This is a genomic window from Streptomyces sp. YJ-C3 (assembly GCF_053891275.1).
In genome coordinates, this window is the sequence record NZ_CM132685.1 from 1,922,158 (window position 1) to 1,937,310 (window position 15,153).

At 72.0% G+C, this 15,153-nt stretch carries 14 protein-coding genes and 1 pseudogene; 10 read left to right on the forward strand and 5 right to left on the reverse strand.

Annotation, left to right across the window (positions count from 1 at the left end; all coding sequences use genetic code 11):
- Nucleotides 1-36 precede the first annotated feature (36 nt).
- The gene (locus tag ACVHNB_RS08615) at nucleotides 37-1,239 is read left to right on the forward strand and encodes a polyamine ABC transporter substrate-binding protein (protein WP_428951995.1); all 1,203 of its coding nucleotides are present in this window, start codon (nucleotides 37-39) and stop codon (nucleotides 1,237-1,239) included.
- Nucleotides 1,240-1,314: 75 nt separating this feature from the next.
- Here the strand turns inward: ACVHNB_RS08615 and ACVHNB_RS08620 are convergent, their stop codons facing one another.
- Nucleotides 1,315-2,199: a helix-turn-helix transcriptional regulator gene (locus ACVHNB_RS08620; protein ID WP_456227742.1), complete on the reverse strand. Its 885-nt coding sequence runs from the start codon at nucleotides 2,197-2,199 to the stop codon at nucleotides 1,315-1,317.
- Between the two features lie 247 nt (nucleotides 2,200-2,446).
- On the opposite strand from ACVHNB_RS08620, the gene ACVHNB_RS08625 reads away from it, so the two are divergent.
- From ACVHNB_RS08625 to ACVHNB_RS08650, 6 genes and pseudogenes are all read left to right on the forward strand, one after another.
- Nucleotides 2,447-3,463, forward strand: coding sequence for a zinc-dependent alcohol dehydrogenase family protein (locus ACVHNB_RS08625; protein WP_456227743.1), 1,017 nt, complete (start codon nucleotides 2,447-2,449; stop codon nucleotides 3,461-3,463).
- Between the two features lie 94 nt (nucleotides 3,464-3,557).
- Complete coding sequence (locus ACVHNB_RS08630; protein ID WP_428951992.1) at nucleotides 3,558-3,971, forward strand: (R)-mandelonitrile lyase; 414 nt, start codon at nucleotides 3,558-3,560, stop codon at nucleotides 3,969-3,971.
- A 180-nt stretch (nucleotides 3,972-4,151) separates the two neighbouring features.
- Nucleotides 4,152-4,933 (forward strand): annotated as a pseudogene (locus ACVHNB_RS08635) (helix-turn-helix domain-containing protein).
- A gap of 483 nt (nucleotides 4,934-5,416) precedes the next feature.
- Nucleotides 5,417-6,109, forward strand: a complete 693-nt coding sequence (locus ACVHNB_RS08640; RefSeq protein ID WP_456228857.1) for a haloacid dehalogenase type II — start codon at nucleotides 5,417-5,419, stop codon at nucleotides 6,107-6,109.
- Nucleotides 6,110-6,194: 85 nt separating this feature from the next.
- Nucleotides 6,195-6,896, forward strand: coding sequence for an SDR family oxidoreductase (locus tag ACVHNB_RS08645; protein ID WP_456227744.1), 702 nt, complete (start codon nucleotides 6,195-6,197; stop codon nucleotides 6,894-6,896).
- Nucleotides 6,897-6,918: 22 nt separating this feature from the next.
- Entirely contained in the window at nucleotides 6,919-7,488 is a 570-nt protein-coding gene (locus tag ACVHNB_RS08650) for a TetR/AcrR family transcriptional regulator (RefSeq protein ID WP_456227745.1), read from the forward strand.
- Between the two features lie 101 nt (nucleotides 7,489-7,589).
- Here the strand turns inward: ACVHNB_RS08650 and ACVHNB_RS08655 are convergent, their stop codons facing one another.
- From ACVHNB_RS08655 to ACVHNB_RS08665, 3 genes are all read right to left on the reverse strand, one after another.
- Nucleotides 7,590-8,735, reverse strand: coding sequence for a serine hydrolase domain-containing protein (locus tag ACVHNB_RS08655; protein ID WP_428951989.1), 1,146 nt, complete (start codon nucleotides 8,733-8,735; stop codon nucleotides 7,590-7,592).
- A gap of 141 nt (nucleotides 8,736-8,876) precedes the next feature.
- A complete protein-coding gene (locus ACVHNB_RS08660) occupies nucleotides 8,877-9,557 on the reverse strand; it encodes a glycerophosphodiester phosphodiesterase (RefSeq protein ID WP_428951988.1) in 681 nt (226 codons plus the stop codon).
- 37 nt (nucleotides 9,558-9,594) lie between these two features.
- Entirely contained in the window at nucleotides 9,595-10,659 is a 1,065-nt protein-coding gene (locus ACVHNB_RS08665; RefSeq protein ID WP_428957525.1) for an adenosine deaminase, read from the reverse strand.
- 132 nt (nucleotides 10,660-10,791) lie between these two features.
- Here ACVHNB_RS08665 and ACVHNB_RS08670 point away from each other — a divergent pair, with 132 nt between their 5' ends.
- Nucleotides 10,792-11,427 (forward strand): DUF4190 domain-containing protein, encoded by a 636-nt coding sequence (locus ACVHNB_RS08670; protein ID WP_456227746.1) that lies wholly within the window; start codon nucleotides 10,792-10,794, stop codon nucleotides 11,425-11,427.
- 51 nt (nucleotides 11,428-11,478) lie between these two features.
- Here the strand turns inward: ACVHNB_RS08670 and ACVHNB_RS08675 are convergent, their stop codons facing one another.
- Complete coding sequence (locus tag ACVHNB_RS08675; protein WP_428951986.1) at nucleotides 11,479-12,060, reverse strand: NADAR family protein; 582 nt, start codon at nucleotides 12,058-12,060, stop codon at nucleotides 11,479-11,481.
- Nucleotides 12,061-12,277: 217 nt separating this feature from the next.
- Between ACVHNB_RS08675 and ACVHNB_RS08680 the strand changes: the two genes are divergently transcribed.
- Together ACVHNB_RS08680 and ACVHNB_RS08685 are read left to right on the forward strand one after the other, a co-directional pair.
- Nucleotides 12,278-13,828, forward strand: a complete 1,551-nt coding sequence (locus ACVHNB_RS08680) for a gamma-aminobutyraldehyde dehydrogenase (protein ID WP_456227747.1) — start codon at nucleotides 12,278-12,280, stop codon at nucleotides 13,826-13,828.
- A 67-nt stretch (nucleotides 13,829-13,895) separates the two neighbouring features.
- On the forward strand, nucleotides 13,896-15,149 hold the full coding sequence (locus ACVHNB_RS08685; protein ID WP_428951984.1) for a polyamine ABC transporter substrate-binding protein: 1,254 nt from the start codon (nucleotides 13,896-13,898) through the stop codon (nucleotides 15,147-15,149).
- Nucleotides 15,150-15,153: the final 4 nt, after the last annotated feature.

Consider the following 15,153-nt stretch of genomic DNA (forward strand, 5'->3'; position numbering starts at 1 on the left):
TGCCCGGGGCCGGACAGCGGCGGCATCCTGCACTGCGTGCGAGCCAACCGTGTCACCTCCCAGGTCACCCGCCGTTCCCTGCTGCGCGCCCTCGGCGGTGGTGCCGGCGCCGCGGCGGTCGGCGCCCTCGCGACGGGGTGCGGGGTGCCCGCCGCCTACGTGGCGCCCGGCGACCGCGCGGCCAAGGACCTCTCGTCCGGCGACAAGCGCCTCACCTGGGCGAACTGGCCGCTCTACATCGACGTCGACGACGACAACCCGTCGAAGCGGCCGACGCTGGACGCGTTCGAGAAGCGGACCGGCATCCAGGTCAAGTACACCGAGGAGATCAACGACAACGACGAGTTCTTCGGCAAGATCAGCCCGTCGCTGATGAACCACCAGAAGACCGGCCGCGACCTCATCGTCATCTCCGACTGGATGTGCTCCCGCTTCGTCCGCCTCGGCTGGGTCCAGGAAATGGACCGCGCGCGCCAGCCGAACGTCACCGAGTACCTCGATCCGCTGCTGCGTTCGCCGGCCTTCGACCCCGGCCGCAAGTACACCGTGCCGTGGCAGTCCGGCATCACCGGCATCGCGTACAACAAGCGCCGGCTCGGCCGCGAGATCAAGCACGTCTCCGACCTGTGGGCCGCCGACCTCAAGGGCCGGGTCACCCTGCTCTCCGGACTCGACGAGTCCTTCGCGCTGCTCATGCAGGGCAACGGCGTCGACATCACCAAGTGGACCGCCGACGACTTCCACCAGGTCTGCGACCAGGTCGAGAAGCTCGTGCGCACGAAGCACATCCGCCGCTTCACCGGCAACGACTACATCAAGGACCTGTCGAGCGGTGACGTCCTCGCCTGCCAGGCCTACAGCGGTGACGTCATCCAGCTCCAGGCCGACGATCCGGACATCGAGTTCGTCGTCCCCGAGGAGGGCGCCGAGCTGTGGGCCGAATCCCTGATGATCCCCAACCTCGCCGACCACAAGGCCAACGCCGAGCGCCTGATCGACTACTACTACGCGCCCGAGGTCGCCGCCGAGCTCGCGGCGTGGGTCAACTACGTCTGCCCGGTCCCGGCCGCCAAGGACGTCCTGGCCTCCTCCAAGGACAAGGAGACGGCCGAACTCGCCGAGGACCCGCTGATCTTCCCCGACGACAGGATGCGCGCGCGGCTCGCGATCGCGCGGGACATCAGGTCGTCGGAGCGCACGCAGTTCGCGAAGCGGTGGAACGCCATCGCAGGGTTGTGAGCCGGGACCTGCCCGTCCTGTGACGAGACGCCCCCGCGGGTGCCCGTCGGCACGCTGTCGTCGAGTACCCGCAGGTCATCCGGCTCGTTCCGCGTCGGCGTCGGTCTCCTGCGTGGCGGCCCAGGAGGCGAGCAGGCGCAGGCCCTCTTCGGAGGGCGAGCCGGGTTCGGCGGTGTAGATGGTGAGGGTGAGTCCGGGTTCGGCGGCCATCTCGAGTCCTTCGAAGGCAAGGGTGAGGTCGCCGACGGCCTGGTGGTGGAAGCGTTTGGTGCCGGTGCCGTGGTGGCGGACGTTGTGGGCGCCCCAGCGGGTGCGGAATTCATCGCTGCGGGTCGACAACTCGCCTACGAGGTCGTGCAGTTCCTTGTCGTGGGGGTTGCGGCCGGCCTCGGTGCGCAGGATGGCGACGGCGATGTCGGCGAAGAGGTCCCAGTCCGGGTAGAAGCGGCGTGAGGACGGGTCCAGAAAGTTGAAACGGGCCAGGTTCGCCTGGTTGTGCCGCGAGGCGTAGACGTCCGCGTAGAAGGCCCGGGCGAGCGGGTTGGCGGCGAGGATGTCCAGGCGGCCGTTGCGGACGAAGGCGGGGCCGGCGGTGATGGCGTCCAGGGTCCATTGCAGGCTGCGGTGCGGCGTCCACTGCCGGGCGGCGCGGCGGCGGGGGCGGGTGAGGGCGTCGGAGCCGTCGGCGGCCTGGGCGAGGTTCAGCAGGTGGGCACGTTCGGCGTCGTCGAGCTGGAGCGCGCGGGCGACGGCTTCCAGGACGGCCGGGGAGACTCCGGCGAGGTTCCCGCGTTCGAGCTTGGCGTAGTACTCGACGCTCATGTCGGCGAGAGCGGCGACCTCGCTCCTGCGCAGGCCGGGCACGCGCCGTCGGCTGCCGGAGGGCAGCCCGGCCTGCTCCGGGCCGATCTTCGCGCGCCGCGAGGTCAGGAACTCGCGGACCTCTTCATGGTTGTCCACACCTCGACGGTACGTCCGGAACGCGAGCTGAGGGATGTACTGCCGGTACACCCCTTGACGGTGACTCGCTCCGTGCGCGAAGTGCCGGTTTCCTGGAAGACGTGGTGCTCCTCGCCCGTCGTGCGACGACTGGCGAGGACTCCATGCCCGGCCGGACGGCTCACCTCCGCTGCGGCCGGTGCGCCCCCTGTCCGGCGTCGCCCACTCACCCGTCCGGCGTACGCCCCCGTACGTAAGGAGCCCTCTCATGCGCGGAGCCGTGATCCACGCCCCCGGCGACATCCGTTTCGAGACCCTGGAGGACCCGAAGATCCTCCAGCCGACGGACGCGGTCATCCGCACCGCCGTCACCTGTGTGTGCGGCTCGGACCTGTGGCCCTACCGCGGTCTGGAGCCCACGGACGAGCCGCACCCGATGGGCCATGAGTACGTCGGCTTCGTGGAGGAGGTCGGCTCCGAGGTCACCGCGGTCGAGCCGGGCCAGTTCGTCGTCGGCTCCTTCGCGACCTCGGACAACACCTGCGCCAACTGCAGGAACGGCTTTCAGTCCAGCTGCCTGCACCGCGAGTTCATGAGCACCTGCCAGGCCGACTACGTGCGCATCCCCAACGCCCAGGGCACCCTGGTGGCCACCGACGAGATCCCGGGCGAGGAGCTGTGGCCGAGCCTGCTGGCCGTCTCCGACGTCATGGGCACCGGCTGGTGGGCCGCGGACGCCGCCGAGGTGAAGCCCGGCTCCACGGCCGTCGTCGTCGGTGACGGCGCGGTGGGCCTGTGCGCGGTGATCGCCGCCAAGGAGAGGGGCGCGGAGCGCATCATCGCCATGTCCCGTCACGAATCCCGCCAGAAGCTGGCCCGCGCGTTCGGCGCCACCGACATCGTCACCGAGCGCGGCGACGAGGGCATCGAGCGGATCAAGGAACTGACCGGCGGCATCGGTGCCGACAGCGTGCTGGAGTGCGTCGGCACCGCCCAGGCCATGCGGCAGGCCCTGCACTCGGCCCGCCCCGGCGGCAACGTCGGCTTCGTCGGCGTCCCGCACGAGGTCGCCGTCGACGGGCAGGAGCTGTTCTTCTCCCACGTCGGCCTGCGCGGTGGCCCGGCGCCCGTGCGCCGCTACCTGCCCGACCTCATCGAGCTGGTCCGGACGGGCCGCATCGACCCGGGCAAGGTCTTCGACCTCACCCTGCCCCTGGAGCAGGTCGCCGAGGGCTACCGGGCGATGGACGAGCGCCGCGCCATCAAGACCCTCCTCAAGCCTTGACGCCCCAGGCGCGCCGACGTCACCAACGACGCAGCGCGACGCGTCCTGAACCCACCCCGCCCCGCAGCGTCCACGAACGACAAGGAAGATCAGCATGGAGCACATCACCTCGACCCCCACGGCCAAGGCCCCGGCCGAGCGGTTCACCGGCGACGTCTACCTCAACATGATCGAGACCCCGGCCGAGCCCGCCCGCCTGGCCGCCGCTCTGGTCCGCTTCACCCCCGGCGCCCGGACCGACTGGCACCGCCACGCCAACGGGCAGACCCTCTACATCACCGACGGCATCGGCCTGGTCGGTACCCGCGACGGCAGCGTCGTGCGTGTCAGCGCCGGACAGATCGTCAAGTGCCCGGCCGGTGAGGAGCATTGGCACGGAGGTACCGACACCACGCTCATGGCGCACATCGCCATGGTCATCGGCGACGGTGCGGGCGACGGCACCACATGGCTGGAGCCCGTCACCGACGAGCAGTACACGCAGGCCCTCGCCGGAATCAGGGACTGATCCGAGCGACAGGCGTGCCCGGATACCCGCGCCGGGCATGACGCACGGGCGGAGCACAGCGGTGGGCCCGCCCGCGCACGCCAGGGGGGACTCGCCCTTCGTGCTCATGCCCACTCCCATGCTCATGAGGCCACTGTGGGCTCCACCGGGTTCCTCGATCCACCAGTGATCTGGCGTGTGATGCCGGAAACCCGCCACACCGCGACACCGTCCTCTGAGTCCGACGAGGCACCCCTGCAGGGCGGCGCGTGGCTGCCGCACGGTTACCGGCTCGACCCTCCTCGCATGCCCAGGGGCAGATCGTCTACGCCGCCGCGGGCGCGCTGGCCACCGCGACGGAGCGCGGGACCTGGGTCGCCCCGGCCAGCCGGGTCACCTGGACGCCGCCGCGGTTCGCCCACTCCCACCGCTTCTACGGGCGCACCGACGTCCGCCTCCTCGCCGTCCCGGTCGACCTGTGCGCCGGGCTCGTGGACCGTTCCAGCGTCTTCGCGGTGAGCCCCCTGCTGCGCGAGGCGATCCTGGCGTTGACCGACCGGCCGGAGAGGCGTCCCGGCGCCCACCGGCGACTGCTCACCGTGATCGTGGACGAACTCGCCGACGCCGCCGAGCACTCCCTGCATCTGCCCGAAGCCGACGACGACAGGCTGCGCGCCGCCACGGGCCTGCTGCACGAGGACCCCGCGCGTCCCGCCACCCTGGCGCAGCTGGGGCGGACGGTGGGCGCGAGCGAGCGGACCCTGAGCCGCCTGTTCCACACGGAACTCGGCATGAGCTTCCACCGGTGGCGCACCACCCTGCGCATCCATCACGCCCTGGCCCACCTCGCCGACGGGCTGTCCGTCACCGAGACCGCGGTGGCCTGCGGCTGGTCCAACCCGTCCAGCTTCATCGCTGCCTTCACCGAGGTCGTCGGCCAGACTCCCGGCCGCTATCAGGCGGACCTGCGCAACCACGGATGAGCTTGGCGGCTTTCCGGCATGCGCTGTCCGATCGCCGGTGGTCCGCAGGTCCCGCCCGGTTTCACAGTGGTGTCCGAACGCCGCACCACCCGGGCGGCACACCGTCGTTCGCGTCCTCCGCGCGTCCGTCCACCGCTTCGAGCTCGGAGGCTCGCTCACCCATGACGGCATCACGCGAACACGCGGCCGTCGTCCTCATCGGCGCGGGTGTCGCCGGCCTGACGCTCGGCAGCCTTCTGCTGCGCAGAGGGCGACGCCGGTCTTCTCGACAGCTACTCGCAGACCTGCCTGCCCCACATCTGGAACTACCAGGCGTTCGCGACCTGGATCACCGACATGATGCACAACGCCGGCTTCACCGGCCACGAGGGCGAGTTCCGCAAGCGGATCGCCCGAGTGGAACTGCAGCGCCAGTTCACCTCGGACGCGGCGAACAAGCTCTTCGGCGAACTCACTGCCGGAACGAACCAGACAGGAGACCGGATGTCCGGGACAGGTGACATCGAGGCCGTCGTCTTCGACGTCCTCGGCACGATGGTCGACGAGCCGGGCGGGCTCCTGGCGGCCGTCCGCGAGGCGGTGCCCGACGCCGATGCGGCGTCCGTCGATTCCCTGCTCACCGTGTGGCAGGAACACGTGGAGCACGAGCAGCGGCGCATCGAGGACGGCGGCCGGGCCTACGCCAACAGCGAGGTCATCGATCGCGAGGCGGCCCGCCGCGTCGCCGGCCGCGCCGGGCTCACCGACCCCGTCGCCGTCGAACGGCTGGCCACGGCGAGCCGGCGCCTGGATCCCTGGGCCGACTCCGTCGACGCACTCGCGCGCCTCGCGCGGAGCCTGCCCGTCCTGGGGCTCTCGAACGCCGGGCGCGTGACACTGCTCCGCCTCGACGCGCACGCCGGGCTCCGCTGGCATCTGGCGCTGTCCGCCGAGGACGCTCGCGCCTACAAGCCCGCGCCGGAGGTCTACCGGCTCGCGCTCGACGCGGCGGGCTGTCCGCCGGAGCGCGTGCTGATGGTCGCCGCCCACGCCTGGGACCTGCGCGGCGCGCAGGCGGTGGGCATGCGGACCGCCTACGTCGAGCGGCCGGTCGGGGATCCGCCGGGGGCGTCCGACACCTTCGACCTGCGGGTCGGTGGCCTGGACGAGCTGGTGACCGCGCTCACGGGGACGTAGGCCCGCTTGAGATTGGAAACCGATCGGTTTACGCTACTGGAAACCGATCGGTTTCCCATTGTCGGATCCCTGCTTGGAGTACGCCATGACCGACCTCAAGAACGCCGTCGCGCTCGTCACCGGCGGCAGCCGCGGCATCGGAGCCGCGCTGGTCGAGGAGCTGTACGCGCGCGGCGCCGCCAAGGTCTACGCGACGGCCCGCGACCCGCGCACCGTGACCCACCCCGACGCCGTACCGCTCGCCCTGGAGGTCACCGACCCGGCGTCCGTCGCGGCCGCGGCCGCCCAGGCGCCCGACGTCACCGTGCTGGTCAACAACGCGGGCGCCTCGGTGAAGGCGTCCTTCATCGGCTCGCCCGTCGAGGACGTGCGCCGCGAGTTCGAGACCAACTTCTACGGGCCGCTGCTCGTCACCCGCGCCTTCGTGCCGGTCATCGAGGCCAACGGCGGCGGCCACCTCCTCAACGTCCACTCCGTGCTCTCCTGGCTCGGCGTCGCGGACTCCTACAGCGCCTCCAAGGCCGCGCTCTGGTCGCAGACCAACTCCCTGCGCCTGGAGCTGCGGCCGCGCGGCATCGAGGTCACCGGGCTGCACGTCGGCTATGTCGACACCGACCTCACCGCCGGAATCGACGCCCCGAAGTCCGACGCGCGGGCCGTGGCCGCCGCCGCTCTCGACGGGGTCGCGTCGGGCGCGTACGAGGTGCTCGCGGACGACGTGTCACGGCAGGTGAAGGCGGGCCTGTCCGGGGACCTCGCCGCGCTGTACCCGCAGCTGGCGCGGTAGCCGTCCCGCGTAATCTCGCACCATGACCACAGAGGCGAAGCCCAGCTCCCGCGACCGGCTGCTCGACGCGGCCGCCGCGCTCGCCTACCGCGAAGGCGTCGGCGTCGGCATCGCGGAGCTGTGCAAGGCGGCCGGCGTCTCCAAGCGCTCGATGTACCAGCTCTTCGAGAGCAAGGACGAACTGCTCGCCGAGAGCCTGAAGCGGCGCGCCCCCGGATTCGCCGAGCGGCTCCGGCCCGCCGAGGGCGACGCCCGCACCCCGCGCGAGCGGATCCTGTACGTCTTCGGACAGGTGGAGGAGGCGGCCTCCGCCGACACGTACCGGGGCTGCCCCTTCCTGGCGGTCCAGGTCGAGCTCAAGGACGAGGAGCACCCCGCCAGCCGGGTGGCGCGCCGCGTCAAGGCGGACCTGGCCGGCTTCTTCCGCGACGAGGCGGAGCGCGGCGGTGCGGCCGACCCGGAGCTGCTCGCCCGCCAGTTGATGCTGGTCTTCGACGGGGCGAGCGCCCGCGCGGGGATCGGGGCCGACTCGCCGGCCGGCCTGGTGGTGCCGACCGTCGTCGTCCTGCTCGATGCCGCCGGAGTCGGCTGAGCGGGCCACCGTCGCGGGGGCGCGTGGGCGGCCGCGGCGACGGTCGTCTCGCACGGGGTGGCGCGGCGGCTGACCGCCCGCCGCTGACGTGCCCCGTCCGGTCAGCTGTTCGCCACGGCGGCCATGACGATGCGCTGGGCCACGGGATTCATCTCCTCGCCCTTCGCGTCCGTGGCGTTGACGGAGTAGACGACGGTCCTGGACAGATCGCGGGTCGCCGCGACGGCCGTCGCGTACCCGTAGCGGGAACCGGTCTTGGCCCAGAACACCGTGCCGTCGAACTCGATGCGCTGCAGGCCCGCGCTCATCGTCGCGCCCTTGATGCCGGACGGCACGGTGAACATCTCCCGCAGCTGCGGCGCGGGCACGATCCGCCCCCGGAACAGCGCGGTCAGCAGGCGCTCCAGGTCGGCCGTCGTCGAGATCATGTCGCCCGCCGCCTGCCGGTCGCCCTGCGCCCAGTCCGTGACGTCGACGAACTCGCCCTCCACGAGCTGGTATCCGCGGTTGTGCGGACCGTGGATGACCGGGTCGTCACCCGGGAAGGACGTGTCGCGCATCCCGGCGGGGCGCAGCACGAGCCGCGTCGCCACGTCCGCGTACGAGCGTCCCGTCACCCGCTCGATCAGCAGGCCGAGCAGCGTGTAGTTGATGTTCAGGTAGTGCTGCTGCCGGCCCGGCCGGAACTCCGGACCCTTGGCGAGCGCGGAGGCGGCCACCCGCTCGGGCGTGAGGACGTCGAAGCGGTGCGCGTACTGGTCGGCGAACGTGTCGCCCCAGCCGTCGCCGGGCTGGATGCCGCTGGTGTGGTTGAGCAACTGCCGTACGGAGACCGGCCGGTGGAAGGCGGTACCGCGGAAGAGCGCCGGGAGGTAGCGCTGCACCGGGGCGTCCAGGCCGATCCTGCCGTCCGCGGCGAGCCGCAGCACCGCGGCGGCCGTGACCACCTTGGTCGTCGACCCGGCCCGGAAGCGGCCGTGCTCGTCGGCGGCCCGCCCCGAGCCCAGATCGTGCACCCCGCCCGCCCCGTGCCAGGAGCCGCCGCTGCCGCCGACCCGGACGAGCGCGGCGGTGGCGTCGGCGTCGGGCAGCCCCGCGACGGCCGCCGCCAGAGCCCTGGCGTCCGGGGTGCCGGGCGCGGGTGCGGCCACGGCCGGGCGGGCCTGCGCCGGGACCGCGGCGAGCGGCACCGCGACCGCGCCGAGGGCGAGCGATGCGGACAGGGCGAGGGCGGCACGACGCTTCAAGGGAGCCTCCTGGTGGGGGAGTTGACCCGGCTGGGCCGACCCGCACCATCCTGGGCGGCGCCCGACCGCGGGAGGTCGTCGCGAAGGACGATCCGGACCCTGGTCCGCGCCGTGCCCGTCCCCTAGGGGAGTGCCGGCGTCTCAGGCGTCGCGCAGTGCCGTCAGGACGTCGATCCGGTTCGTCGTGACCGAGTCGACGCCGGCGTCGAGCAGCCGTCGCATCGACCGCTTCGTGTCCGGGGTCCACACCGAGACGAGGTGTCCGCCGCGGTGGACGCGGGCCACAAGCTCCCGGCTCACCAGCGGGAAGCGGTAGTTGAGCCAGCGCGGGCGGACCGCGTCCAGCAGGGCGGGACGCGGCGGGGCCAGCGTCGTCCAGGTCAGGGCGATCTCGGCGGACGGATCCGCGGCGCGCACCTTGAGCATCGTCTCGGCGCCCGCGCAGTAGTAGACGCGGTCCTCGGCGCCGCAGTCGCGGATCGCGCCGACGACGGTGCGGACCGCCCGGGCGGTCGCACCCGGCAGGTCGACCATCACCCGGGCGCCGTCCGTCGCCTTCAGCCCCTCGGCCAGCGTCGGCACCCCGCCCGCCGTCAGCCCGCGCACCTCGTCGGCGGAGAGCGCGGACAGCGGGCGGTCGTGCTCCCACAGCCGCTCGAGCGTCGCGTCGTGCAGCAGCACGGGCACGCCGTCGCGGGTCAGACGGACGTCGATCTCCACCGCGTCCGCGCCCCGGTCCAGCGCGGAGCGCAGGGACGGGAGGGTGTTCTCGCGGACACGGTAGGGGTCGCCTCGATGGGCCACGGCAGTCACGGTGCGCATGGCCCCATTGTGGTGGGTGCGGCCGGACCGCCGGGTGTTACGCGTCGGCGAGCCAGGCCTCCGTGTACGCGTCGATCTCCGCGGCGATCCGGGCCTTGCCGGGCTCGTCGAGGAAGGAGACGCGCACCGCGTTCTTCGCGAGCTCGGCAAGCCCCCGCTCGTCGAGATCGAGGAGACGGGCGGCGACCGCGTACTCGTTGTTGAGGTCCGTGGCGAACATCGGCGGGTCGTCCGAGTTGATCGTGACGGTCACGCCCGCGTCCACGAACTGCTTCAGGGGGTGCTCGTCGAGGGTGGCCACCGCGCGCGTCGCGATGTTCGACGTCGGGCACACCTCCAGCGGGATGCCGTGCTCGGCGAGGTGCGCGAGCAGCTTCGGGTCCTGGGCGCTGGAGGTGCCGTGCCCGATGCGCTCGGCGCCCAGGTAGGTCAGCGCGTCCCACACCGTCCCGGGCCCGGTCGTCTCGCCGGCGTGCGGTACGGAGTGCAGGCCCGCCGCGATCGCGCGGTCGAAGTACGGCTTGAACTGCGGCCGGGGCACGCCGATCTCGGGGCCGCCGAGCCCGAACGACACCAGGCCCTCCGGGCGCAGCGCGTCGTCCGTCGCGAGCCGCACCGTCTCCTCGGCCGACTCCAGGCCCGCCTCGCCCGGGATGTCGAAGCACCAGCGCAGCACCGTGCCGAACTCCGACTCGGCGGCCTTGCGGGCGTCCTCGACGGCGTCCATGAACCCCCGGGCGTCGATGCCGCGGCGGGTCGAGGAGTACGGGGTGATGGTGAGCTCGGCGTAGCGCACGTTCTGCCGGGCCATGTCGCGGGCCACCTCGTACGTGAGGAGCCGGACGTCCTCCGGCGTCCGGATCAGGTCGACCACGGACAGGTACACGGTGATGAAGTGCGCGAAGTCCCGGAACGTGAAGAAGTCCGCGAGGGCCTCGGGGTCGGTGGGCACCTGGGAGTCGGGGTGCCGGGCGGCGAGCGCCGCCACGATCCTGGGTGAGGCGGAGCCCACGTGATGGACGTGGAGTTCTGCTTTCGGCAGTCCGGCGACAAAGGTCTGCAGGCGCTGGCTCACGGATTCCTCCCCAGGAACTCGGGTGATCGGCTGATCGGGGTCCCCGGCATCGTATGCGGGCGCGTCCCGGGCGCGGCCGGGCGGGATCCCGGCCGCCGGGGAGCCCGGGCCACGGGCCCCGTAGCATGTCGGGACGCACGAACTAAGGGGGCGCTTCACATGGCAGGCGGCACCACACCGCAGGGGAACGACCCCTGGGCCGCGCCGCAGGACGCGGCAGCACAGCAGCAGCCGAAGGCCCAGGAGGCCCGCGGCCTGCACGACAGCCAGACGGTGACGGCGATGCCGGCCCACCAGGTACCGCAGCCCCCGCAGCCCCCGCAGGCGCCACAACCGCCCCAGGCACCGCAGCCGCCCCAGTCGCCGTACGGGGCGCCGCCCGTGCAGCAGGGAGGTCCGGTGCCGCCCCCGCCGGTCTCGCCCGCCGGCCCGGGCCTGCCGTCGTACGGCAGCTACCAGAGCGGCCCGCAGTACGGGTACCCGGCGCAGCAGCCCGCGCCGTACGGCGCCGCTCCCCAGTACGGCTGGCCGGGCGGGATGCCCGCGCAGCCGAGCAACGGCATCGGGGTCGCCGGCATGGTGACCGGCATCGTCTCCGCCGTGCTGTGCCTGATGTGGCCGCTCGCCATCATCACCGGCATCCTCGGCATCGTCTTCGGCATCATCGGCCGGGGCAAGGCCGGGCGCGGCGAGGCGACCAACCCGGGACAGGCCCTGACCGGGATCATCTGCGGCTCGTTCGGACTGGTCGTCGGCATCGGATTCATCGTGCTGCTGGTCGCGGTCAACGCCTGACCGCACGGCCGAGAACCGGGCCCGGGGCGCCGCCCCGGGCCCGCGCGCCGGTCAGGCCGGCTGCGCCGCGAGCCGCCGCCGCGCCTCCATGAGCGCGAACCCCAGCAGGTTCGGCCCGCGCCAGGTGCGCGGATCCTGCGCCGCCGCGTCGTCCGCGGCCAGCCCGATGCCCCAGATCCGGTCCACCGGACTCGCCTCCACCAGCACGCGCTCGCCCGTGCCCAGCAGAAAGTCCCGCAGGGCCGGGTCCGCGGCGAACTTGTGGACGCTGCCCGCCACGACGATCCGGAACCGCTCCCGCTGCCACACCGCGTCGTCGAAGCCCCGCACCAGGCGGCCCGCCTTCTTCGCCTCGGACGGATGCCCCGCGGCCACCGCGCGCCGCTCGGCGTCCCGGTCACCGAACAGCCGGGCCTTCGCCGCCATCATCCAGTGCTCCGCCGTCGCGTACTCCACGCCGTCCACGGTGAACGGCGAAGGCCACCACTGACTCAGGCAACTCGCCCCCAGCTCACCGTCCTTGCGCGGTGCGTGCCCCCAGAAGTGCAGATACTTCACCCGTGCTCCCGCGGCCAGGGCCGCCACCAGCGATTCCCTGCTGTCGATCTCCATCTCGTCCCCCATGATCTCCATGCACGCGAGTCTGGCACGCACCACGGACACTCCGTCCTGGGTTTTCCAGGGGGACTCGACACCTGGTCGACAGATTCCGTCGCGTAACCAAAAGGCAACAACGGAATCACTTGTTGACGTACTACAGCTCTGTCAGGATCGGCACTCAAATCGAGCTGGAGCCACGCCGGCCCCTGCGGGACGGGCCGCCGGCGCAGGAGAGCGAGAGCGAGCACTCATGCACAACCCCACCCCGGCCGACCCCATCCGGGCCGAAGCCGTCGCCGCCGCCGCGCAGGAGCGCTTCGCCGACGGGGCGAACTTCATCGCAGGACGTCTGGTCAAGGGCACCTCGGGCCGGACCCACTCCGTCGTCGACCCGGCCACCGGCAAGGACGTGTACACGTACGAGCTCGCGGGCACGCAGGACGTGGACGCCGCCGTCGCCGCCGCCCGCGACGCCTTCCCCGGCTGGGCCGGGGCGACCCCCGGCGAGCGGTCCGACGCGATGCACCGGTTCGCGGGCGTGCTGGACGAGCGGGCCGAGGAGTTCGCGCGGCTCGAGTCGCTGCAGTGCGGCAAGCCCATCAAGCTGAGCCGCGAGTTCGACGTCCCGGGCACCGTCGACAACACCGCCTTCTTCGCGGGCGCCGCCCGGCATCTGCAGGGCCAGTCTGCGGGCGAGTACAGCGGGGACCACACCTCGTACGTACGCCGTGAGCCCATCGGCGTCGTCGGCTCCATCGCCCCCTGGAACTACCCGCTCCAGATGGCCGCCTGGAAGGTGCTGCCGGCCATCGCCGCCGGGAACACCATCGTCCTCAAGCCCGCCGAACTGACCCCGTTCACCTCGCTGCTCTTCGCGCAGTGCGCCACCGAGGCCGGACTCCCCGACGGCGTGGTCAACGTCGTCTCCGGGGCGGGCCGGGACGCGGGCGAGCACCTCGTCGGACACCCGGACGTCGCCATGACCTCCTTCACCGGCTCCACCGGCGTCGGCAAGCGCGTCGCCGAGGTCGCCACCGCCACCGTGAAGCGGCTGCACCTGGAGCTCGGCGGCAAGGCCCCGTTCGTCGTGTTCGACGACGCCGACCTGGAGGCCGCGGTGCACGGCGCCGTCGCGGGCGCCCTCATCAACACCGGGCAGGACTGCACCGCCGCCACGCGCGCGTACGTGCAGCGCCCCCTCTACGACGCCTTCGTGTCGGGCGTCGCGGACCTGATGGGGACGATCCGCCTCGGTGACCCGTTCGCCGAGGACACCGACCTCGGCCCGCTCATCTCGCACGCCCAGCGCGACCGCGTCGCCGGCTTCGTGGACCGCGCCCGCGGCTACGCGCGCGTGGTCACCGGCGGCGAGGCCCCCGGCGGCGCCCTCGCCGACGGCGCCTACTACCGGCCCACCCTCATCGCCGACGCCGCGCAGGACAGCGAGATCGTGCAGTCCGAGATCTTCGGGCCCGTCCTGGTGGTGCTGCCCTTCGACAGCGACGACGAGGGCATCCGGCTCGCCAACGACACCCCCTACGGCCTCGCCGCCTCGGCCTGGTCGACCAACGTGTTCCGGGCGAACCGCGCCACCCGCGAGATCAAGGCGGGCTGCGTCTGGATCAACGACCACATCCCGATCCTCAGCGAGATGCCGCACGGCGGCTACAAGGCGTCCGGCTTCGGCAAGGACATGTCCGCCTACTCCTTCGAGGAGTACACGCAGATCAAGCACGTCATGTTCGACAACACCGCGGTCGCCAGGAAGGACTGGCACCGCACGATCTTCGGGGACCGATAGAAACCAGGCCGCCCGACCAGCGGCCGCCCCACCTCCCGTAAGGGCCTCCCGAAAGGGCACCACGCGCATGGAGCAGTACGAGCCCGACCGCCTGTCCCCGGCCCAAGTGGCGGCTGTGCGGCGGAGTTTCCGGAATGGCAGGGCCGCCCTGTCCCGCCGTTCGCTGCTGCGCGCCTCGGCGGGCGGCGCGCTCGCCGTCGGCGGCCTCGGGGCGCTGAGCGGCTGCGGCATCCCGGCCGCGAGCACGTCGCAGGGCGGCATCTCGTCCGAGGACCACTCGGCCAAGGAGAAGACGATCAACTTCTCCAACTGGACCGAGTACATCGACATGAGCGACGACGAGAAGCACCGGCCCACCCTGGACGCGTTCACCAAGCGCACCGGGATCCGGGTCAAGTACACCGAGGACATCAACGACAACGTCGAGTTCTTCGGCAAGGTCAAGCCGCAGCTCGCCGCGGGCCAGGACACCGGCCGCGACATCATGGTCCTCACCGACTGGCTGGCCGCCCGCCTCATCCGCTACGGCTGGGTGCAGAAGCTCGACCCGGCCAACCTGCCGCACGCGTACACCAACCTGTCCGCCCAGTTCCGCAACCCCGACTGGGACCCGGGCCGCGCCTACTCCTACCCCTGGACGGGCATCTCGACGGTCATCGCGTACAACACGAAGGCCACCGGCGGCAAAGAGATCACCTCGGTCTCGCAGCTCCTCGACGACCCCCAGCTCAAGGGCCGGGTCGGCCTGCTCTCGGAGATGCGCGACACCATCGGCATGACGCTGATCGACATGGGCAAGGACCCGCGCGACTTCAAGGCCGACGACTTCGACGCGGCGATCGCCCGCGTCCAGAAGGCCGTCGACAAGAAGCAGGTGCGCCGCTTCACCGGCAACGACTACATAGCCGACCTCAGCAAGGGCGACCTGGCGGCCTGTCTCGCCTGGGCCGGTGACGTGGTCCAGCTCCAGGCGGACAACCCGCACGTCAAGTTCGCGATCCCGGACGCCGGTTACATCTCGTCGACCGACAACCTGCTGGTCCCGAACAAGGCGCGGCACAAGACGAACGCCGAGAAGCTCATCGACTACTACTACGAGCCCGCCGTCGGCGCCGAACTCGCCGCCTGGATCAACTACGTCACCCCGCTCGACACCGGCGTCGTCAAGCCGGAACTCGCGAAGATCGACAAGGACGTCGCGAACGACCCCCTCATCGTCCCCGACAAGGCGATGGCGGCCAAGGCGCACGGCTTCCGCTCGCTGACCGCCAAGGAAGAGACCTCGTTCGAGGAGAAGTTCGCCCAGCTCACCGGCGGCTGAGCCG